Source organism: Ferruginibacter yonginensis, from assembly GCF_042651465.1.
Taxonomy (GTDB): Bacteria; Bacteroidota; Bacteroidia; order Chitinophagales; family Chitinophagaceae; genus Ferruginibacter; species Ferruginibacter yonginensis.
In genome coordinates this window covers 29,445-50,638 of record NZ_JBHSCZ010000005.1, presented here as the reverse complement: position 1 = coordinate 50,638, position 21,194 = coordinate 29,445, and the positions used below count along the sequence as shown (strand labels likewise).

21 protein-coding genes and 3 tRNA genes are annotated in these 21,194 nt (G+C 33.1%); 17 read left to right on the top strand and 7 right to left on the bottom strand.

All coding sequences use genetic code 11. The features are described 5' to 3' along the window. Nucleotides 1-55: 55 nt before the first annotated feature. Nucleotides 56-892 carry a hypothetical protein gene (locus ACFOWM_RS13410; RefSeq protein WP_379711006.1) on the bottom strand — a complete coding sequence of 279 codons (837 nt, stop codon included), beginning with the start codon at nucleotides 890-892 and terminating at the stop codon, nucleotides 56-58. Nucleotide 893: 1 nt separating this feature from the next. Further along, entirely contained in the window at nucleotides 894-2,132 is a 1,239-nt protein-coding gene (locus ACFOWM_RS13405) for a hypothetical protein (RefSeq protein ID WP_379711004.1), read from the bottom strand. 490 nt (nucleotides 2,133-2,622) lie between these two features. Here ACFOWM_RS13405 and ACFOWM_RS13400 point away from each other — a divergent pair, with 490 nt between their 5' ends. From ACFOWM_RS13400 to ACFOWM_RS13390, 3 genes are read left to right on the top strand one after another with little or no spacing between them, the layout of a single operon-like run. Beyond that, nucleotides 2,623-3,078: a DinB family protein gene (locus ACFOWM_RS13400; RefSeq protein ID WP_379711002.1), complete on the top strand. Its 456-nt coding sequence runs from the start codon at nucleotides 2,623-2,625 to the stop codon at nucleotides 3,076-3,078. 34 nt (nucleotides 3,079-3,112) lie between these two features. Beyond that, on the top strand, nucleotides 3,113-3,643 hold the full coding sequence (locus ACFOWM_RS13395; RefSeq protein WP_379711000.1) for a GNAT family N-acetyltransferase: 531 nt from the start codon (nucleotides 3,113-3,115) through the stop codon (nucleotides 3,641-3,643). A gap of 11 nt (nucleotides 3,644-3,654) precedes the next feature. Beyond that, on the top strand, nucleotides 3,655-4,761 hold the full coding sequence (locus tag ACFOWM_RS13390) for a lipase family protein (protein ID WP_379710998.1): 1,107 nt from the start codon (nucleotides 3,655-3,657) through the stop codon (nucleotides 4,759-4,761). Nucleotides 4,762-4,832: 71 nt separating this feature from the next. Here ACFOWM_RS13390 and ACFOWM_RS13385 read toward each other — a convergent pair whose 3' ends face one another. The 3 genes from ACFOWM_RS13385 to porW form a co-directional block, all read right to left on the bottom strand. Then, nucleotides 4,833-5,417: a fasciclin domain-containing protein gene (locus ACFOWM_RS13385; RefSeq protein WP_379710996.1), complete on the bottom strand. Its 585-nt coding sequence runs from the start codon at nucleotides 5,415-5,417 to the stop codon at nucleotides 4,833-4,835. Nucleotides 5,418-5,568: 151 nt separating this feature from the next. Then, nucleotides 5,569-7,914, bottom strand: coding sequence for a transglycosylase domain-containing protein (locus ACFOWM_RS13380; protein WP_379710994.1), 2,346 nt, complete (start codon nucleotides 7,912-7,914; stop codon nucleotides 5,569-5,571). Between the two features lie 92 nt (nucleotides 7,915-8,006). Next, nucleotides 8,007-11,009, bottom strand: coding sequence for a type IX secretion system periplasmic lipoprotein PorW/SprE (gene porW / locus ACFOWM_RS13375; RefSeq protein ID WP_379710992.1), 3,003 nt, complete (start codon nucleotides 11,007-11,009; stop codon nucleotides 8,007-8,009). Between the two features lie 169 nt (nucleotides 11,010-11,178). Between porW and ACFOWM_RS13370 the strand changes: the two genes are divergently transcribed. The 6 genes from ACFOWM_RS13370 (at nucleotide 11,179) to ACFOWM_RS13345 (ending at nucleotide 14,321) form a co-directional block, all read left to right on the top strand. Further along, the gene (locus ACFOWM_RS13370) at nucleotides 11,179-11,589 is read left to right on the top strand and encodes a hypothetical protein (protein WP_379710990.1); all 411 of its coding nucleotides are present in this window, start codon (nucleotides 11,179-11,181) and stop codon (nucleotides 11,587-11,589) included. Nucleotides 11,590-11,627: 38 nt separating this feature from the next. Continuing rightward, nucleotides 11,628-11,843 carry an AtpZ/AtpI family protein gene (locus ACFOWM_RS13365; RefSeq protein ID WP_379710988.1) on the top strand — a complete coding sequence of 72 codons (216 nt, stop codon included), beginning with the start codon at nucleotides 11,628-11,630 and terminating at the stop codon, nucleotides 11,841-11,843. 2 nt (nucleotides 11,844-11,845) lie between these two features. Next, nucleotides 11,846-12,253 (top strand): hypothetical protein, encoded by a 408-nt coding sequence (locus tag ACFOWM_RS13360; protein WP_379710986.1) that lies wholly within the window; start codon nucleotides 11,846-11,848, stop codon nucleotides 12,251-12,253. After that, a complete protein-coding gene (locus ACFOWM_RS13355) occupies nucleotides 12,234-12,854 on the top strand; it encodes a SprT-like domain-containing protein (protein WP_379710984.1) in 621 nt (206 codons plus the stop codon). Before ACFOWM_RS13360 ends, ACFOWM_RS13355 begins: the two co-directional genes overlap by 20 nt. Before the next feature lie 110 nt (nucleotides 12,855-12,964). Then, nucleotides 12,965-13,513: an RNA polymerase sigma factor gene (locus ACFOWM_RS13350; protein ID WP_379710982.1), complete on the top strand. Its 549-nt coding sequence runs from the start codon at nucleotides 12,965-12,967 to the stop codon at nucleotides 13,511-13,513. Nucleotides 13,514-13,517: 4 nt separating this feature from the next. Then, nucleotides 13,518-14,321: an anti-sigma factor gene (locus ACFOWM_RS13345; RefSeq protein WP_379710980.1), complete on the top strand. Its 804-nt coding sequence runs from the start codon at nucleotides 13,518-13,520 to the stop codon at nucleotides 14,319-14,321. Nucleotides 14,322-14,366: 45 nt separating this feature from the next. Here ACFOWM_RS13345 and ACFOWM_RS13340 read toward each other — a convergent pair whose 3' ends face one another. Next, nucleotides 14,367-15,515, bottom strand: coding sequence for a sensor histidine kinase (locus ACFOWM_RS13340; protein WP_379710978.1), 1,149 nt, complete (start codon nucleotides 15,513-15,515; stop codon nucleotides 14,367-14,369). Between the two features lie 62 nt (nucleotides 15,516-15,577). Between ACFOWM_RS13340 and ACFOWM_RS13335 the strand changes: the two genes are divergently transcribed. The 7 genes from ACFOWM_RS13335 to ACFOWM_RS13305 all read left to right on the top strand — a co-directional run bounded on the left by ACFOWM_RS13335 (nucleotide 15,578) and on the right by ACFOWM_RS13305 (nucleotide 19,933). After that, nucleotides 15,578-16,642: a glycosyltransferase family 2 protein gene (locus tag ACFOWM_RS13335; protein WP_379710976.1), complete on the top strand. Its 1,065-nt coding sequence runs from the start codon at nucleotides 15,578-15,580 to the stop codon at nucleotides 16,640-16,642. Between the two features lie 47 nt (nucleotides 16,643-16,689). After that, nucleotides 16,690-16,893 carry a hypothetical protein gene (locus tag ACFOWM_RS13330; protein ID WP_379710974.1) on the top strand — a complete coding sequence of 68 codons (204 nt, stop codon included), beginning with the start codon at nucleotides 16,690-16,692 and terminating at the stop codon, nucleotides 16,891-16,893. A gap of 107 nt (nucleotides 16,894-17,000) precedes the next feature. Then, nucleotides 17,001-17,073 (top strand) — tRNA-Gly (locus ACFOWM_RS13325). A 70-nt stretch (nucleotides 17,074-17,143) separates the two neighbouring features. Next, nucleotides 17,144-17,229 (top strand) — tRNA-Leu (locus ACFOWM_RS13320). A 56-nt stretch (nucleotides 17,230-17,285) separates the two neighbouring features. Next, a tRNA-Leu gene (locus ACFOWM_RS13315) sits at nucleotides 17,286-17,372 on the top strand. Between the two features lie 117 nt (nucleotides 17,373-17,489). After that, nucleotides 17,490-18,761 (top strand): DUF2130 domain-containing protein, encoded by a 1,272-nt coding sequence (locus tag ACFOWM_RS13310; RefSeq protein WP_379710972.1) that lies wholly within the window; start codon nucleotides 17,490-17,492, stop codon nucleotides 18,759-18,761. Then, nucleotides 18,761-19,933, top strand: coding sequence for a zinc-dependent peptidase (locus tag ACFOWM_RS13305; RefSeq protein ID WP_379710970.1), 1,173 nt, complete (start codon nucleotides 18,761-18,763; stop codon nucleotides 19,931-19,933). The genes ACFOWM_RS13310 and ACFOWM_RS13305 overlap by 1 nt, the downstream gene beginning before the upstream one ends. Here the strand turns inward: ACFOWM_RS13305 and ACFOWM_RS13300 are convergent. After that, nucleotides 19,913-20,536: a 4'-phosphopantetheinyl transferase family protein gene (locus tag ACFOWM_RS13300; RefSeq protein WP_379710968.1), complete on the bottom strand. Its 624-nt coding sequence runs from the start codon at nucleotides 20,534-20,536 to the stop codon at nucleotides 19,913-19,915. The genes ACFOWM_RS13305 and ACFOWM_RS13300 overlap by 21 nt on opposite strands. Before the next feature lie 115 nt (nucleotides 20,537-20,651). Between ACFOWM_RS13300 and dcd the strand changes: the two genes are divergently transcribed. Beyond that, nucleotides 20,652-21,188 carry a dCTP deaminase gene (dcd, locus tag ACFOWM_RS13295; protein WP_379710966.1) on the top strand — a complete coding sequence of 179 codons (537 nt, stop codon included), beginning with the start codon at nucleotides 20,652-20,654 and terminating at the stop codon, nucleotides 21,186-21,188. Nucleotides 21,189-21,194 lie beyond the last annotated feature (6 nt).

The window sequence follows — 21,194 nt, the reverse complement described above, 5'->3', positions numbered from 1 at the left end:
AAAAACATTATAATTTGACTTATTTATTGATTTTTATGAAATATATTTTATCAGTTTAATTAGAAATGAATGTAATCAGATTTTTTATAAACGAAGTATAGATTGGTTGAATTAAAATAGCATCATTAAGTTTTTGTAAAATTGAATCTTTAGAAATATTTGATTTTGAAATTGAATAACAGTTATTAATGTGCTGCTTTTTATTTAAATTATCAATAAGTAAAAGTTGCTTAAAGTTTATATAATTTGTAGGGTATTGAATGATATTATCATTATTACAAATAATTTTTATTTTATGATAATTATTATTCTTTATGAAATCGAAATCAATATCAATTTTATTACCAACTAATTCATTATTATATAAATTATAGAAATTTATTGATTGTATTTTTTGGGGTTGATATTTGATATTATTAGAAAGTTTCAAATTATTTTTTTCAAATAACATATTTTTATTGTTGAAATATAAAACACCACTATTTTGATATTTTACAGTGCCACTATCAATATTTTTATAAATCAATTCAACATCTATTTGAAAGGAATCTTGATTTTTTGTATTATAAGATTCATAGAATATTATATTATGATTTGGTAAGAAGTTGCTGTCAATTGTAATATTAATTTGATTATTGTTTTTTTGTTTCCATAAACCAGTAAAAGCTTTTGAAATAATTGCTGTGTTTTCTTTAAATGATAAAAATACAAAATGACCATTACCATTAAAATACCAATACCCTGTAATGGGAGTTTCTATAACAGCAGAACCATCACTCACAATTGGGCAAACTTCACCTCCATAATAAAATGTGTTTTTGATTTCAACTTTTTGACTTTTTGCAAAAAGATGTATTGAGCACATAATTAAGATAAATATGGTTGATTTCATATTAATTACATTTTTTGCCTTTTGGAGAATTATTTTTACCTAATGGCGGATTATTTCCACCACCGTTAGGGTCTTCAATTATTGAATTTGGATCAAGTTCAACATTTATTCTATCGATTATCCTATTTTTTTCAGTAGATGATTTTGACGTGAATGATGCAGTCTGCAAGCAACCACTCCAAGCCAAATCACTACAATATTGTAATAAGTTACTTCTATTTAATCCACGTTCTATTGCAAACTCATATAAAGCTTGAGTTAAAAAAGAGTGGTAAGTATTCATCATTTCTTCGTGTTGTGTAGGATTTAATCCAACTACAATATTAAATAAAGTTGGGTTAGACTCGAAAGTCTTAGGGAAAATATAACCATATTCTTGCGCTAAGTTATTTTGAGTTGTTGTATCGTTATTTAATATTGCCAATTCATACCATTTTAATAATTGGCAATGTAATGCTTCATGCATAATAATTATTGCCCTTGCTAAATCTGTTGCGTTTGGATAGAAGTTATTAATCCAAATTGAAAAAGTATCTCTTGTAGGTATTGGAGTTGGTGTATATACATATCCAGAACCAGGCGGTACATTTAATGCTGGCCAAGCATTATTATAATATTGTTTAATTGTAATACTAAAATTGGGTTGTTCGTTAAAAAAACCTCGTATTAATTTTGGGATTTTATCATTTACAACTTTAAATGTATTTAAAACGCTTGCTGTACAAGAGTTATTAGTACTATCTTTAATATTGTTATTTACCCATATTATATCTAACAATTCTTCTTCGAAAACTTCTGATACGACATACTCCCAACTTGTATTAGCATAGCCACTACCATCATTAGGTGTACCTTCTCCAGGAAATGGAGGTGGTGGTATAAAATTGGGGTCTAAATTTCCATCCTCATCTACATATGCATAGTGATAGGTACATTGTTGTTGTTCTGTATATTGTGGACAAGGTACATCAGGTGGGCAGCCACCACTTACTTGACCTTGGTTCGCAGGTATAAAAATTGTTCTACATGTAGTCCAGTAAAATTCTTGTAATTGATTACTTGCAGCACCCAATTTTAAATACCGTACACTCCTATTATTATGTCGTAATAAATTACTATGGTTAAATATATCTTTTTCCATACCCATTATTTTAATGGCAATATTGGTTGCATTTAATAGTTGGGTACTATCGTAACCATAGTATTTATAGTTTTGTTTGTCGTAAAATTTTACACTCATTAAAGTATCATGTATTTGACAGGCTAAAAACCCATTAACATAATTACTATTAGCCAATACTGTTGGTATAAAAACAATACTATCAACACTTGTATTGCTGTTAGTAAAACTATTTGTATTTGTTTTACCTATACCAAAGCTTGCATAGTTCCATTGTGGTATGCCATGTAAATTGCTAAACTTTGTACTAAAATGAGTTTTATCATCTAAACGTAATAATTCATTGTATGTTTTTGCTAATAAAACATTGTTGTTTGTAATAGGCGAAAAAAATGATGCACTTTTAATTTTTGAGGGTTTATCATCAATTTTTTAACATGAAATAAAGGCACGTACTACAATAAATACAGTTACATATTTGCTCATAGGGTTAAAATTTAAAATGAAAATAATAAAAAAATATTGAAATAATCATATTTTATTTAAACGCAGTATGCTTGTACTTTTGGTTTAATAAAAATGAAGCATTAAAATTTAGTAGCTATAACACATGAAAAAACTGCAAGCACTTATTCATCAACTCAATAACCTTATTGCTCAACAAGCTACTATTAATAACAGTATTTCAATGACTAATGTAGGCTGGCATATTGAGCATAGTTTACTTACTATTAATGTTATTACCAATGCCATAAAAAATGCTGAACCAACTAACTTTAAAAAGCGTTTTAATTTTGCTAAATTAATGGTGTTTACCCTCAACAAAATACCCAGAGGCAGGGCTAAAGTACCCGATGTTGTAAAGCCATTACACTTTGATGCTGCTAGTTTACAACAACATGTTCAACTTACTACACAAAACATACAAACGCTTCAAACTATCGGTTCTGACCAATATTTTAAACATCCTTTTTTTGGGTATTTGAACATAAAAGAAACCATTAAATTTTTAAACATCCATACCAACCACCATCTTAAAATTATTAAGGATATTATAAAAAACTAATTTTGTAATACATTTTAAATTATCTAAAACTTTGATGACCGAGGTACGCACCAACTTGCAAACAACAACATCATCTTTACAATTTAAAGATGCTACTATGGATGATTTACCCACCATTGTAGCTATTTATAACAGTACCATTGCTAGCCGGTTGGTTACGGCAGATACGGAGCCAATATCCATTGAAGATAGAAAAGTATGGTTTGATGAACATCATGAAAAACGTCCGCTTTGGATGATTTATGATGGTGCAACTTGTGTTGGCTGGGCCAGTTTTCAAGATTTTTATGGTCGTAAAGCTTATGAAGGCACTGCTGAAATCAGTATTTATTTGGCAGAAAACTGTAGGGGTAAAGGGTATGGCAAACACATTTTAGGTTATTGTATACAGCAAGCACCTACCCTACAAATACACACTTTACTCGGCTACATTTTTGCTCATAATGAACCTAGTTTACAATTGTTTAAAAAAGCCGGTTTTGAACAATGGGCATTATTACCCAATATTGCACTAATGGATGACCAGTTTTATAGTTTATCAATATTGGGCAAAAAAATAATTTAAATCCTAAAAATATGAAGTCAGCTTTTATTAAATCGTTGGGTTGTTTATTGCTCAGCATCGCCTACATGCAATATGGTAAAAGCCAGCAACTATTGCAACCAGGCTTTAGTGTTAGTGAATACAAAGCAGCCGTTGCATGCGATGAACACCTGTATGCAGCTGATAGTGTAAAACAAAACTATCCGTTACCAAACGGTACTTATAAATTTTATGAGTCGCCAGAAGTAGGTTTGTATAATAAAATAACTTTTTGGGTATTGCCTAATAATGTGGCTTTAATTAGTATAAGAGGCACTACTGCATCAGCAGGCTCATGGATTGAGAATTTTTACAGTGCTATGATACCTGCAACGGGTAATTTACAAATTAACGATAGCACCAATTTTAATTACAAGTTAGCAAAAGATTCGTTGGCTTATGTACATGCAGGGTGGACGATTGGTTTGGCGCATTTAGCACCTATAGCCGTTAATAAAATAAATGAATTGTATCGTACCAAAGGCATTAAAAATTTTATTTTGTTTGGTCATAGCCAAGGTGGTGCTTTAAGCTTTTTAATGCGTTCCTATTTGCAGTATTGCAACCAACTACCTAAAGATATATTTATAAAAACTTATTGCAGTGCTGCACCAAAACCAGGTAATTTAAATTATGCATATGACTTTGATCACATCAACCTCAATGGTTGGGCCTTCAGGGTGGTAAACCCATTAGATTGGGTACCTGAAAGTCCGTTTACGGTACAAAAGGTTACTGATATGTACCCAATTAATCCTTTAGCCAATAGAAGTGCTTTAACAGGAAAGCAGTCATTTTTTCAACGCTTAGCAGTAAACTATGCTTTTAAAAAGATGACGAATGCTTCTAAAAAAACAGATAAACGCTATCAAAAATATTTAGGTAAATATGTATTTAAACAAGTGAAACAATATTTACCACAAATGAAAGAGCCTACTTACGCACCATCAACCAATTATATGACGGCAGGTATACCAATTGTATTACAGCCAGATGTTGACTACACCCATAAATTTAAACAAACGCCTACTGGTTTTTTTGTGAACCATACCTACAAAGCTTATTTGTATTTGATTGATAAAAATTTCAATACACAGTAAAATAGCAAGCAAAATAAAACTGCCTTCAATTGAAGGCAGTTTTATTTTGTATTAAGGGAATGTTGTAATGATTATGATTTAGGAACCAATACCGCATCTACCACATGAATTACACCATTGCTTTGGTTTACATCAGCAATAGTTACTACTGATTTACCACCTGAAGTGTCAGTAATTTCAATCGTTTTACCTTTCTTTCTTAAAGTAATATCAGCACCTGCAACTGTTTTTAATGTAGCAGTACCATTACCTTCTTTAATTTTAGCTAACAAATCTGTAGCACTTAATTTACCAGCAACTACATGGTAAGTTAATACCGTTTGTAACAACTTAATATTTTCTGGTTTTAATAAAGTTTCAACGGTACCTGCAGGTAATTTTTCAAACGCACTGTTAACTGGAGCAAACACTGTAAACGGACCTGCACTTTGTAATGTTTCAACCAAACCTGCCGCTTTTACTGCAGCAACCAAAGTGGTGTGATCTTTACTATTCACCGCATTTTCAACTATGTTTTTTGAAGGGTACATTGCAGCACCACCCACCATTACTGTTTTCTCTTTCTTATCCATCATAGCACCATCTTGCGCTGTTGCAGTTGTAGTTGCTAATACAGCAATTGTTGCCATCATGAACAAACCTTTCATTCTTTTCATAAAATTTATTTGAGTTTTAAAAATTTGATTTTCTTTATGTACGGCAAGTAGATAATATTGGTTTGCTGTTCACAAAAATTTCACATTCAATAAAAATGAAAATAAAAATAAGGTCATAAAAAAATGCAGTTTTTCAACTGCATTTTTTTATTTAATAATCTGTATTAGAGGGTGTTTTAGGCACTGGTTTTTTTATTTTCGATTTATCATCAATAATGGCAGCTGGTGCTTTATCATCTTTTTTAGGTACTTTATTTTTGTTGGTATCAACAGGTTTTGTGGGCTCTGGAGGTGCATCCATATCTAAAAAATCGCTGGCATCACCATTACCAATTTCTTCCGTTAAACTATCACCACTATTTAAAATATTTTCAAAGTTCGCATCTGCAAAAATGGGATCATTTTTTAATTCGGCTGGCGCATTAAATTCTTTTTGAGCAGTGTAATTTTCAAACTTTCTATCGCCATACACTTTTTGCATAAAAATACCCCACTCTGGCGCTGCCACTTCACCACCACCGGCACTGCTATAAATTGGAATAAAAGGATCATCACAACCAACCCAAGTACCTGCAATTAATGTAGGTGTATAACCAATAAACCAACCATCAGTATTATCATTGGTAGTACCTGTTTTACCGGCTTTTTGAGTAGGAATGTTATAGCTATTTAAACGCCTTGCTGTACCTGCTTTAATAACACCTTCCATCATTTTTACCATGGTATAATTATCAGCTTCGCCAATAACCTGCTTACTTTGTGCAATAGGAAATTCATGTAAAAGGTTGCCGTTTTTATCTTCTATTCTACTTACAAAAACAGGCTCAGTATTGAAGCCTCTGTTAGGAAACATGGTGTATGATTGTAACATTTGTAACATGGGTATTTCTGCCGAACCCAATGCTATAGAGTAGTAAGGAGGTATTGTTGCTTTAATACCACATAATTGAGCAAACTCAATTAATTTTTTTACACCTATAACTGATATTAAGCGCCATGCGCAAGCATTTTTTGATTGTGCCAAACAATATGCACAAGTACCGCCGCCGCCAGTAATGGTTTTGCCCCCTAATGTTAAGGAGCCACCTGGTATTTGTGTTTCGGGTGTGTAACCAGCTTCGGTAATTGCCAATGTGTACAACAATGGTTTAAAGGTTGACCCAACTTGACGTTTTGCAGTAACGTGGTCAAACTTAAACCACTTAAAATCAATACCGCCTACCCAAGCTTTTACTTCGCCGCTTCGTGGATCCATTGCTACAAACGAGTTTTGAATTAATTGTTTATGGTATTTAATGGAATCAATAGGCGTCATCACTGTATCTTTCTCATGCTTATCATTACCAGTCCATGAAAATATTTTCATACGTACAGGTATGTCAAATGATTTTCTGATGGTTTCAGGATCAATATCATCTTCCTTCATATTTTTCCAACGCTCTGTATATTTGATGGCGTTTTCAATAATATTTTCATGCCCCTTCCATAATTTGCTACCACGTTGCTTTAAAGTCCAATCTAGTTTACGTTGTTGTGTTGGTACGTGTGTTTGCATGGCTTCCTCAGCATACTTTTGCATACGGGAATCTATTGTAGTGTAAATTTTTAAACCATCAGTATTTAAATCATAGGGCTCACCGGTTTTAGGGTTGATGTTGTTTTTACACCAATCTTTCAACACTTCAATTAATGCCCTGCGGTAATAAGGGGCAATACCAATATTTTCATCAATTTGTTTGTAGTTTGTAATGATGGGTTTCGCTTTTAACTTAGCGGCTTCTGCTTCTGTAAGATAATGCCCTTTTGCAACTACCATTTGCCCAATAACTGTGTTGCGCCTATCAATGGCTGCTTTAGGGTGACGGATAGGTTCGTAAATAAAGCCTTTCAACATACCCACTAATACAGCGGCTTCTTCAATTTTTAAATCTTTAGGCTCTTTTTGAAAATACGTTCTACTGGCATTTCGTATACCATATACATTACCCCAAGGTGCTCTGTTGAGGTATAACGTAATAATTTCTTCCTTAGTAAAATTGCGTTCTAACTTTACGGCAATAATCCACTCTTTAAGTTTTTGAGTACCCCTTACTAAAATATTGCCCCTGCCTTGTTTTAAAATCATTTTGGCCAACTGCTGCGTAATGGTACTTCCACCGCCTTGCGTACCTAAAGTAAATACTACCCTAGCCAACGCTTGTGCATCAATACCTGAGTGGTCATAAAAACGTTCATCTTCTGTAGCTACTAAAGCATTGATAACGTTCGGCGATATTTCGTTAAACTTTACTTCACTCCTATTTTCAGAATAATATTTACCCATCAATTGCCCATCAGCACTAATGACTTCACTAGCCAAATCAGCCTCAGGATTTTCTAACTCTTGCAACGATGGCATTTTACCAAATACACCAAAATTGGCTAATAACAACATTAATATAAGTGCCCCAAAGCCAAAGAGAAAAATTTGCCAAACTATTTTTACTGAACGTTTCATGTGTATGTATTTTAACGACTACGAGTTTACGAACTTATTTACACAAGTTGAAAAAACTACAAAGCGTTATTATTTTTAGTTAGATATTGCTATTAAAATTTATTACCGTAATTGTTATTCAACAATTGCTTGTACCCAACAAAATCTTTATTTTCTTTTAATAATTTGAGGTTACTCTCAGTAATAATAATGAATGAATATTTAGATGGTTGCAACCATGACACCTCGGTACTTGCCGCTTTTTTAATACGATCGAAATACTTTAAAGCTTCAGTAGCATTTTCAAAAGGTGTAAACAACAAAAGTGCTGTTTGAGCATCAACAGCATCTTTACTTATTGCTATGTTGATGGTGGCCATGCTTTCTTTATTAAACCTTGTAAATGCATTTTTGGCTTCATTTACATATACACCGTCTATTTTATCTAAAATCATTACTACGTAATGCGCTTTTTCTGGCTGTAGCGTAAATGATTTATTTTTATAAATTTCAGGTACTTTAATAGTATCGCTTACAGCCCTTGTTACAATTGATGGCGCAATTGTTTTTGGTTCTACAGCTTTAGGTGCTACAGTTTTCACTTGTGTAGCTGGTATCACTTTATCGTCGCCTACAATTACTTTCTCCTCTTCTTCTCTTGTTACTTGAAGGTTGGTGAGGTATTGTTCAATTTCGGCCCTACGTTGCAATACACTTATTAATGTAGTAGCTTTTTCTTTTAAGGGTGATACGGCATATAATTTTTCAATATTTTGCAAAACAGCAATAGCATTACTATCTTTTTTTTCTTTGATGTAATACACTGCTTCAATGTACAGTAATTGGGGAGTCCAGTAATTTTTACCATATAAGCTATCGGCTGTTTTTTTAGCCGCAATTGCTTTTTCAAAATTACCTTCTAAAAATAAATCGTAAATAGCTGCATATTTTGCTGATATAGTAGGATTTTTTTCAGCTGATTTTAAAGAAGCAGGGTTATTAATAATAGCTGATGCCATAGTACCAGGATAATTGTTTTTTACCAAGCTGGCATAATAATCTGCCTTTACCTTATCACCAATTTTTGAATAGCAGTACGATAAGCCTACATATACATCTGCAATTTTTTCGTTTTTTTCAAACTGTGTTGCAAACCTTTCGTAGCTATTAATTGCTTCAGTGTAATCTTTAATTTCGTTTTGAAAAATTTGAGCAGCATCATATAAATTATTAGCAATTACTTTGTTACTAGCCGCTAATTTTTCAGTGGTAAGTGGTAACTCATCTAACAAACTTTCAAAAGAAAAAGCATTCTCTTTTTTCTCTGCATCTGGCTTGGTAGCACCATCAACAACCTTTGCATCAGGATCGAGGTTATTGCTAATATTCCCATTGTTTCGGCTATTTACTATACTAGCTTCTGCCGCAACTTTTCTACGCCAATTATCAACATTTGGTCGTTTGCCCCATTTACTTTTAAAACTAGTAAACCCTTTTGAACGCAGGCTTGCATTGTAAAAATACCATTCACCGCTGCTACTGCCATTGGTTTTAAATAAATCTTCAGGTGCTTTATTATTGGCAAATGTAATAGGGTTATCACCACCAAAATCTTCTTCTTTTAATCCATTTTCTTTACGGTACTTTTTTACCATCTTTTTCAAAATGGCGTTTCTTTCTGCTTCTGGTAAAGATGCTAATTTTTGTAAGCTATCTTCTTTTTGTATGGCTTTTAAAAATGGGACCAACCTGCTCAAAATATCTTTACGATCTTCAACAGGTTTTGTATCAAAATCTTTTTCGAGTGTGGCTACCGTTAAGCTATCGTAAAAGTTACCAGCATCAATGTAGCGACGTTGTACAAAAGCTATATCACCCAATTGCAAATAAGAACGATCTTTATAGTTTGATGTATTGCTGTTGTAAGCAATACTTTTAAGATAATAACCAATACCATTGGTAGTATCGGGTTTTTGCAAACTCAGTTGCCCAATGGAGTAATAAATAATATCTCTATATTCTTCAAAACGATCTTTACGGGCCATTTTTAAAAGGTTAGCAATGCTATTATCTAACTCTTTATTATTGCCGCTGTTACGCATCATTTTTGCTTCACTCAACCTAGCATAAATATCCATTACAGGGTCGGTGGTATGTTGTGCTGCTTTAAAATAGTAAGTTGAAGCCTCATTAAATTGACCAGTATTTTCATATAATTGAGCTAATAAATATTCCCACCTGCTTTTATCTTGTTTGGTATCGGCATTGGTCAAAGCTTTTTTGAGATGCACGGCTGCACTATCATAAATATTTTGATTGTAAAACCAATAGGCTGTTACTTCTGCCAAATCGTTTTGTAAACGAGCTGGTAAATTTTTATCGTTTTGTAAAATGCTAATGAGGCCGGCTGCATCGCCTAATTGGTTTTGCTCAATAAAAGTGCGTATTTGCCAAATCAACGCTTCGTTTCTACTCGGTGCAAGGGTAAGTACTTTTTTTATTACAGAGCGTTTTTCTTTGTTAGCAATGGATACTGAACCCACACCACTACCCTCTTCATTGGTGCCTACAATTTTATTATCATCATCGTTTTTACGTTTACGTGGAAATAAATTGTAGTTTATAAACTGAAACGTTAATGCAGCTGAATCAAAATCTTTTTTGTAGAAATAAGATTTACCGATGAGTAAATAAAAATTATCAACCCAATCGCTTCTTAAATCGTGTAATAAAATACCTGCTGTTGATTTGTATATAATAGAATCTAACTCCGTTTTTTGTGAGGCTGTATTATCTAAATTGTATGGATAAAAAGGTAACAACTTTGCATAGTCATCTTTATTGGCAATTTTAGCTCTTTCAATTACAGCATTCAATTTATTATTTGCGTTGAAATAAAAATTAAATCGTGATGTACCATTTTGAATAATACGCCTAACAGTACCAAAGTTTTTTTCGCCAGTTTTTTCTGATGCCAATTTTTTTTCTTCGTATTTCTCTGGCTTTTTTTCTTTCCCAAATGGGTCAAAAGTCCATGTTGGTTGTGCCACAGCAATGGTAGTACAACCAAGTAATAAACAGATTGAAAAAATAAAGCGGTGCTGTAGTTTTAACATCAAAAAAATTATTATAGAATACTTTTAAAGTTCGTGCAATTTCATGAATATCTATCAAAAATAACGGGTACAATGCTATTATTATAATAAAAAATGTATTTATTTCTGTTAAAAATATGCCCAACCATGTATAATAGTTAATTTAGCAATTCGCATTCGGTTAAAATAAATGCACACTTATATGTTAATGCCAGATGTTAATAGTACGCTTAAGCGGTTAAGGAGCCATTATAAGCTTGTTATTATGAATGAAGATACTTTTGAAGAAGTTGTAAAGTTTAAACTTACTCGTATGAGTGTGTACGTATTTTTCAGCAGCATATTTATTTTAATGATTGGCTTAACATCTGCCTTAATTGTATTTACGCCACTAAAATATTATTTGCCAGGCACAGGTGGCAGTAATGTTAAACAAGTAAGGGAGTATAGGGCCTTAAAAATTAGGACTGATTCAATGGAGCAAGCACTAAAGTTTCAAGATAACTACCTAAAAAACATACAAAAAGTTTTAGCCGGAAAAATTACAAAATTAGATACGAATACTATTGATATACCTAAACTTGAAAAGCTACCAGAATAAGGTTATACCAACGCCAATTCGCTTACTTATTTTACAAAATGCCAATTAAAAACAACAACCAGCTACTGTGGCAATATGCAGGCTTTGCTACACAACTAATATTAACATTGGGTTTGGCTATTTATGGTGGAATGAAATTAGACAAATGGCTTCAACTTACAACACCTATTGCAACTTGGGTATTACCTTTGTTGGTTATTATAATATTCATTTACAAAGCAATAAAAGATACTGCTACTAAAAATAAAAAGTAATTATGAAACTGTTTTTTAAAATGTTGTTGCCCGTAATCATCATATTCGTATTAGTAAGTATTGTTGTATTTACAGCAGGCAGCGTTTGGACAAAATACAATGTTGACGGTACTGTTTTAATGGGCGCTAACATACTTTTTTTAGCCATTAGTATTGTCGTTTTTATAATACAATATGCTGCCTTAAACAACCCTAACCCCAACGTATTTATAAGAAGTGTGATGAGTGGCATGATGATAAAAATGTTCACGACCGTATTAGCGGTATTAGCTTATGTAGTATTGGTAGGACCAACGTATAACAAAAAAGCTGTTTTCATTTCATTGTTTATTTATTTACTTTATTTAGCAGCAGAAGTTGGTGCCATTTTAAAAGAGAATCGCAGTAAAAATGTCGAAAACAAAAGTTGACTTTAGTGCATTGGCTGCCTATTTACCCAATGGTAGTTTTGAGCCAGTATTACAATATATTTACGATTACCGTATTCAACTTACCATCACCAAAACCAGGAGCAGTGTATTGGGCGATTATAGGCATGCACACAATGGCAAAGGCCACAGAATTAGTGTAAATGGCGATTTAAATAAATATGCTTTTTTAATTACCCTGTTACATGAAATTGCCCACCTTATAACTTTTATACAACATAACAATAAAGTACCCCCACACGGTAAAGAGTGGAAAGCACATTTTAGCCAACTGTTGGCAAAGTTTATTACACTTCAAATTTTTCCTACTGATGTTCAAAAAGCCTTAGCAACATCTATCAAAAACCCAGCAGCCAGTAGTTGTAGCGATGATAAACTCTTAAGGGTTTTAAAAAATTATGACCCCGTAAAAGAGGGCTATATGTTGGTAGACGATTTGCCAGTGGGAGCTCATTTTTTAATTAAAGACCATCGCATTTTTGAGAAAGGTGAAAAAATAAGAAAGCGCATCAAGTGCAAAGAAATTGCTACCAATAAATGGTACCTATTTAGCCCATTATACGAGGTTAAATATTTAAAATAATTATTATATTTTATTGATTTTTATAGATATATACTTACATTTAAACGATTGAATGGTAAATGTACTAACTTGCAATATCTACAAAAAATACACTTAACAAAATTTCTGGTTTGCAAACAACTTTAAAATATAGCGAAGAAGAATTGATATCGTTGCTCAAGCAACAAAATCAATCTGCTTTTTCCTATCTGTATGACAATTATGCTGCCGCACTCAATGGTATCATTGTGCGAATGGTTGACGATGTGCAACTAGCTGAAGATATATTGCAAGAAGCATTCGTGAAAATTTGGAACAATTTCAGCCAATACGATACCAGCAAAGGAAGGCTATTCACTTGGATGATAAATATTACTCGTAATTTAACCATCGATACATTGAGAAGCAAAGGCTATAAAAAAGCCCAAAAAATCTCACAAGATGAAAATTCCGTAACTATATATCAAGACAAGAATTATAGCACTGACAAGTACGATACTATTGGCTTGCGAAAACACCTACAAAACCTAAAACCTGATCAAAAAGTAATCATTGACCTAGCTTATTTTAATGGCTACACTCAAGAGGAAATATCCAAGGAAATGGGTATTCCCCTGGGAACCGTAAAAACTAGAATGAGAACAGGCATCATTGAATTAAGAAAATTATTGCAATTTTAACAAAGTGGAAAAACAAGAAATCATAACATCAGGTCTTTTGGAATTGTATGCTGCAGGTGCTACAACTCCCGAAGAAACAGCTCAGGTTCAACGTTGGTGTGTTGAATACCCTGAGGTGCAAGCAGAATTACATCAAATTGAACAATCGTTAGAAGCATATGCTTTTGCAAATGCAGTAACACCTTCAGTTTCGGTGAAAGATTCAATATTTGCATCAATAAACAACATAGCTGCAAACACTAATAATACAGATGCTACTTACGCAAACGAAACTGCTAAAGTGGTGAGCATAAATAATAGTCCGTTTAAAAAATATGCTGCTGCAGCAGCCGTAATATTATTGATAGGTAGTTCTATACTCAATTATAATTATTACAACAAATTAAATGATGCTAATAAAAAATTAGCTGAAGGTGAACAACAATTAGCATCACTCAACGAACAACTTACTGCTGCATCAAAAGACATGAGCATTGTTCACAGTAAATACAGTGAACCAGTAGCTTTAAATGGTTTAGAAGTTGCACCCGATGCCGCCGCAAAAGTTTTCTGGATGAAAAATACCGGAGAAGTTTATGTTGATGTAACCAATTTACCTGCTGTACCTGCTGGTAAACAATACCAGTTTTGGGGAATTGTTGATGGTAAGCCTGTAAGTGGTGGTTTAATTACTTTAGATAACGGTAAGAAGTTATCTATTATAAAAATGAAATCATTCGGTAAAGTAGAAGCATTCGCTATATCATTAGAAACAGAAGGTGGTCACGAACAGCCTGAAGGTTCAATTTATGTGATGGGTAAATTATAAACCTACAAAATACTTAAAAGCCTCCAACAAAATTGGAGGCTTTTTTTATTTCTTTAAAATGATTCTGAAAGTAGTTCCTTTACCTAATTCGCTTTGCTTAACAGTTAGTGAACCCTTGTGGTACATATCAATAATGCGCTTACTGAGCGATAAACCAAGCCCCCAACCTCTCTGCTTGGTAGTAAACCCAGGTTTAAATACATTCACCATATTTTTTTTACTGATGCCCTTGCCTGTATCTTTTACATCAATAACAATTTGAGCAATTTCGTTTTTAATAAAAATATCGATTGCACCTTTCCCATCCATAGCATCCAGTGCATTCTTCAATAAATTCTCAATAACCCAATCAAATAAAGGTGGGTTTATCATGGCAATAATAGGTTCAGTTTCGTGATGCGTAATGGTAAATTGTACTTTTTCAGTTGCCCTACGTTTTATGTATTGCACCATACTTTCAACCTGCAAAATCAAATCAGTTTCTTCAAGTTTGGGTGTACTACCAATTTTTCCGAAACGATCACTCACCAATTTTAAACGATCCACATCCTTACTCATTTCAAGGGCAATTTTTTGAGTAGCTTCATTATCCTTCAATATTTCCATCCATCCGTCTAACGAAGTTATTGGCGTGCCTAATTGATGGGCTGTTTCTTTTGCCATACCTGCCCACACTTGGTTTTGGGTACTTTTGCTTTTATTCAAAATAGCAATTACTATAATAATCAAAAATAAAATTGCTACTACTAATTGTACAATAGGAAAATATTTTATTTGTACAAGCAAATCAGATTCTCCGTAATAAGTATAATTTTTTTCAGCAGTATTTAAAGGATTATTCCAAATAATGGGTTGGTTAATTTTTTTAATTTTATTGAGTTGCGCTCTTAAATAGGTTGGGTTGTTATTAACCACAGCCGTATCATAATTTGAACTTACGATGCTATCTTTTTCATTGGTTTGAATAAGGGGAATATCCATACCATTTTCAACAATTATTTTCGTGGCAAGCCTAGTATCTTGATTATTGGTGTTGTTCAAATCATTAACAGCTTCAATGTATTGCTCTACTTTTCTTTTTTCATCAGCCGCAATTTTTGTAGCCAAATGGTTACTAAAAAAAATACTAGCCAATACAAATGCAATAGCAATTACACCTAAAATGTTTCTTAAATTAAACAAACGTTGCAGCATACTTAAAATTACTAATTATAAAATGTAACGTTGTAAAATTTTAAATAAATTAGTTTTGTAGCATGAGTGCATTACCAAACGAAGCCATAGCTTTTACTACACAAACATCACCACTTGTTGCTGTTGTAATTTTAAATTGGAATGGTCAACATTTTCTTGAAAAGATGTTGCCTTCTGTTGTAAATAGCACATACGCAAATAAAAAAGTTATAGTGGCTGATAATGCTTCGACTGATGATTCTATATCGTTTTTAAAAACGCATTATCCGCAAATTGAAATCATCATCAACCCTACCAATGAAGGTTTTGCAAAAGGGTACAACACAGCGTTACAACAAGTAACTGCAGATTATTATGTGCTTTTAAATAGCGATGTTGAAGTTACACCTAGTTGGATGGAACCTGTAATTTCATTAATGGAAAATGATAAGAGCATTGCTGCTTGTCAACCCAAAATACTCGACTACAACAACAAACAATTATTTGAATATGCAGGTGCAGCAGGTGGTTTTATAGATAAATTCGGCTATCCCTTTGCAAGAGGCAGGATAATGGAACACATTGAAAAAGATGTACAGCAATACGATGACGCCACTGCTTGTTTTTGGGCCACTGGCGCTGCTTTGTTTGTAAAAGCAAGCCTTTATCATCAACTAGGTGGGTTAGATGAATATTTTTTTGCACACCAAGAAGAAATAGATTTTTGTTGGCGTTTGCAAAACGCAGGCTATCAAATTTATGTACAACCACAATCAATAGTATACCATGTAGGTGGTGGTACATTGCCAAAAGGTAATAGCAAAAAAACTTTTTTAAACTTTCGCAATAACTTAATAATGCTGTATAAAAATTACAGCTTCAAAAAATTATGTTTTGTGTTACCTATTAGGTTTGGGTTAGATGCTGTTGCAGCTTACAAAGCACTTTTTAGTGGCGATACTGGGTTTTATTTTGCGGTAGCAAAAGCACATTTTCAGTTTTTTAAATGGGTATTATTTGTAAAAAAACAACCATCGTACAAAAAAAATACTGCTATAAAACTAGTGGGAATGTACAATGGTAGCATGTTGTGGCAGTATTATATAAAAAAGCAACAAACCTTTTCTAAAATATTTAAAAGCAAATAATTTTTTTAATAATTAACCCTTATTTTTGCAATCGAAAATTAATTGAAATGCAACAAGAAATCATCGACAACAAAGAAAAAGATTTTAGCTACAGCTGGGTATCTTCATCTCGTTTTCTTTTTTATTGCCAAGTAGCTTTGCTTGTTTCAGTAATTTTATCTGCATGCGTAGCATTGTACACACACCGTTACAAAGGCAAACCAAAAGTAGAGGTTCCAGAAAATACCCTCTACAATCCAAAATATAAATAAAAATATTTTGTAGTTAAATTTTGATTCTTTATTTTTGCAATCCGAAAAACAAAAAACGAAATTAATATTTCGAAAAAAGTTCAAGGATTTTAGTTCTTATAATAAATGCGGAAGTAGCTCATTTGGTAGAGCACGACCTTGCCAAGGTCGGGGTGGCCGGTTCGAGCCCGGTCTTCCGCTCACAGAAACTCCCGAAAATAACGGGAGTTTTTTTTTCAAAGCTTCATGCAGTTGAAAACAAACCTTTTGGGCCCCGGTGGTGAAATTGGTAGACACGCAGGACTTAAAATCCTGTTTGCAGCAATGCAAGTAACGGTTCAACTCCGTTCCGGGGCACACTAAACGTTCTTTTTTAAGAACGTTTTTTTTGTTTTATACAGAAAATGTTTTTTGCGGCGTTGGCGAAATTGGTAGACGCACTACCTTGAGGTGGTAGCGCCCATACAACGGGTGTGTCAGTTCGAATCTGATACGCCGCACTTTACCAACCTTTCCTTTACTGGAAAGGTTTTTTTATACCTTTTTATTGACACCAATTTTTAAAAACATAGTTTTTAAGCAATACTTATTTTTAATAACTTGTAAAAAAATTACCCATGACCAACGAATTGAAATGCCCTAACTGTGGGCACCTGATAGATGTAGAAAACGTATTGGCAGCGGATATTGAAAAAAAATACCAATTACAATATCAACATGAGTTACAACAATCACTCACTCAAATTGATGAAAGCAAAAAGAAATTAGAAGCTGAAAAATTATTGTTTGAAGAAAAAAAGAAAAACGAAAACGAAATCTTTATTCAAAAATTACAGCAAGAAAAAATAAAAATGGAAACGACGCTGCAAGAGCAACTTACCAAAACCATTGCAGCCGATTTTGAAAACCGTTTGATTTTATTGCAAAAAGAAAAAAATGATAACGAAGAAAAACTTAAAGAAGCTCGTAAAAAAGAATTGGCCTTTTTAGAACTACAAAACGAACTCAAAAATAAAGAGGCTGAATTTGAATTAACCATTCAAAAAAAATTGCAAGAAGAACGTTTACAAATTACCGAACTCATTCGCAAACAAGAAAACGAAAAAAATGCGCTGAAAGAAAATGAACAAAATATGCGCATGAGAGAATTGGAAAAACAATTAGAAGATCAAAAAAAATTAGCCGATGAAATGAAGCGTAAAGCAGAGCAAGGTTCTATGCAATTACAAGGCGAAGTGCAAGAACAAGCTTTGGAAGATTTATTACGAACCACTTTTCCTTTCGATATTATCAGTGAAGTAGGAAAAGGTATAAAAGGCGCTGATTGTATACAAACCGTACGAAACAATGTGGGGCAAGAGTGTGGTAAAATAATTTATGAAAGCAAACGAACAGAGGCTTTTACTGCCGAGTGGATTGACAAACTAAAAAAAGATATGTTAGCAACAAGTGCTGATATTGCAGTAATTGTAACCAAAACAATGCCTAAAGACTTACAACAGTTTGGCGAAAAAAATGGAGTTTACATATGTACTTTTGCCGAAGCTAAAAGTTTGGCTCAAGTATTACGCAATGCTATTTTAAAAATTAGTGAAACCCGTAAAAGCCAAGAAAATAAAGGCGAAAAAATGGTGGCCATGTATAACTACCTCACTAGCCACGAGTTTATTGGTAATATGAATGCCATGAGAGAAGGTTTTAGAACCTTAAGAGCTATGATGCAAAAAGAAAAAGAAGATTTTGAAAAAAATTGGAAAAAGAAAGAAAAACAAATTGAACTGATTATTCAAAACTCTTTACATATTTCAGGCTCTGTGGAAGGTATAGCCGGACAAGACATGATCAACATGCAATTAATGGATGATACAGACGTTAACGAAATTGAATAATGCCACTACAAGATACCCTTTGGTTAAACGATGAAGATTATTTTTATAACAGCAGCTATCGCATAGAAAGTGATAGTGAGTTGGTAAGCAAAGTGGTGAATTTTGCCACATCTAACCCTAGTAAAGCTATTAAATATTGCATAAAAAATACAACGCATAATGATAGTATTATTACACAAGCAAGATCATTAGTGGCATTACAGCAACAACAACAATATAATAAAGAGAAAAGTTATTATGATGGCTTGTATGAAGATTTTGTAGTGATACTTTTAATTGGCTTTGTTGCTTTGGTTTGTTATGCTTTTTATCGAAAAAATAAAAAAGCCCGTAACCCATTTGATGAAAATGATAATGATTGGATAGAACTTGGTTCACATAGTAATAATAATTATAGTAACGATGATGAAGACCCTATTTTCTTCAGAAAAAAGCCGCCACCGCCGCCACCAACAAAACCGAGTTTTTATGTATATGATGGGCTTGATTTTAAATTTACAAGTACTCAATTGCATGAAATTTTACAAAAAAGATTTCCTTATTATAGACAATTAAATACGCCTGAAAGAAAAAGATTCATTCAACGACTTCAAAAGTTTATAAAGTCAAAGTATTTTGAAATACATCAAGAAAGGGGCTTTATAGAAATGCCGGTGCTCACATCTGCAGCAGCCATACAGTTAAGTTTTGGTTTAAACGATTACTTGTTGCCGCATTACAAAGTCATTGCTATTTTTCCTAAAGAATTTTTAAAAATAGAACCACATATCCGCTTTTTAGAAGGCAACGTATCAGGCCATACGATACATGTTTCATGGAAGCATTTCATAGAAGGATATGATCATCCACATAACGGACAAAACGTAGGATTGCATGAAATGGCCCATGCCTATTATTGTCAAAATATTACAGTTGATTATAAAACTGATGATGATTTTGTATTTGGCTTTAAACAATTTGTTGATGATGGAACGGCAGCTTTTGATGCTGAAAAAAACAATGAACAAAAACTTTATTCAAATTACGCACTTCAAAACTTACATGAATTTTGGGCAGAAAGTGTAGAGCTTTTTTTTGAACGACCAGATGATTTAAAAAATTACTACCCACAATTATACGCTACTATGTGTTTAGTGCTCAACCAATATCCATTAAGTGATTACCCAACTTAGGTTATTGCCATTTATTTCCATATTATGTACATCAACTATTATAGGTGCATGTTTGGTAAAACTACAATGCGCTTTATGCAACACTCCATCTGTTGTAATTGCATTTATATGCATGTGGCGAATAAAATCAACCTGTCCGGCTCCATACCACTTAAACAAGGCTTCTTTAATACTCCAAGCCATAGTTAAAGGGTGAGGGTGTGCAATAGTGGTATTTAAAAACAAAGCTTGTTCTGCTTCACTTAAAAATTTATGTACTATACGTTCTACTTTAGCATGTGGTACTTCAATATCAACACCTACCCTATTTTGGCGGCTTACTATTGCCGCAGCATAATCACCACAATGCGATATAGAAAAATGAAATTGTTCATCAACCAAAAAAGGTTTTCGGGTATCAGCAATTTGAATAAGGCTTGTTGGAAAATCAGCAAACAAATGTTGTAACAAGTACCTACCAGCCAAATGCTGTAAGCGTTTGTGTGGGTGCGTAATGGCTCTTTGTAAAGTAACTTTGGCTAAAAAAAAATTATCAGGCTCTTGAATATGCCAAACGCCTATTTTTGTGACTAAATTTAACTGCTGCGCTGAAATTAAAGGCATTTTTACCATTGTTTGTATCAAATATACAACCATCGTATTATTGCAACATAATTTACCAATGTAGCCACAACAGCATCCTTAAAGCGCTGTAAAAACAACGCTCAAAAAAGATTATATGATTTTAAGTGATTTACGCATTTTAGAAGAAATGGAAAAAGGTACCATAAAGATTGTACCGTATAATAGAAATTGTTTGGGTAGCAATAGCTATGATGTACACTTGGGCAAAAACTTAGCAACATATGAACATGCAGAGTTAGATGCCAAAAAGCACAACACCATCAAACATTTTGAAATACCTGATGAAGGTATTTTACTATTACCTCATATGTTTTATTTGGGTGTAACAGAAGAGTATACCGAAACGCATGCACATGTTCCTTTTTTAGAAGGCAAATCATCTACAGGCCGCTTAGGCATTGATATACATGCAACCGCAGGTAAAGGTGATGTGGGCTTTTGTGGCAACTGGACCCTCGAAATTTCAGTAAAACAACCCGTAAGAGTATATAAAGGCATGCCTATTGGTCAATTGATTTATTTCCCTGTAGAAGGTGAAATTGAAGTAAAATACAACCAAAAGAAAAATGCTAAATACAGCGGACAACCAAATGTGCCGGTTGAAAGTATGATGTGGAAAAACCAATTTTAATACCAA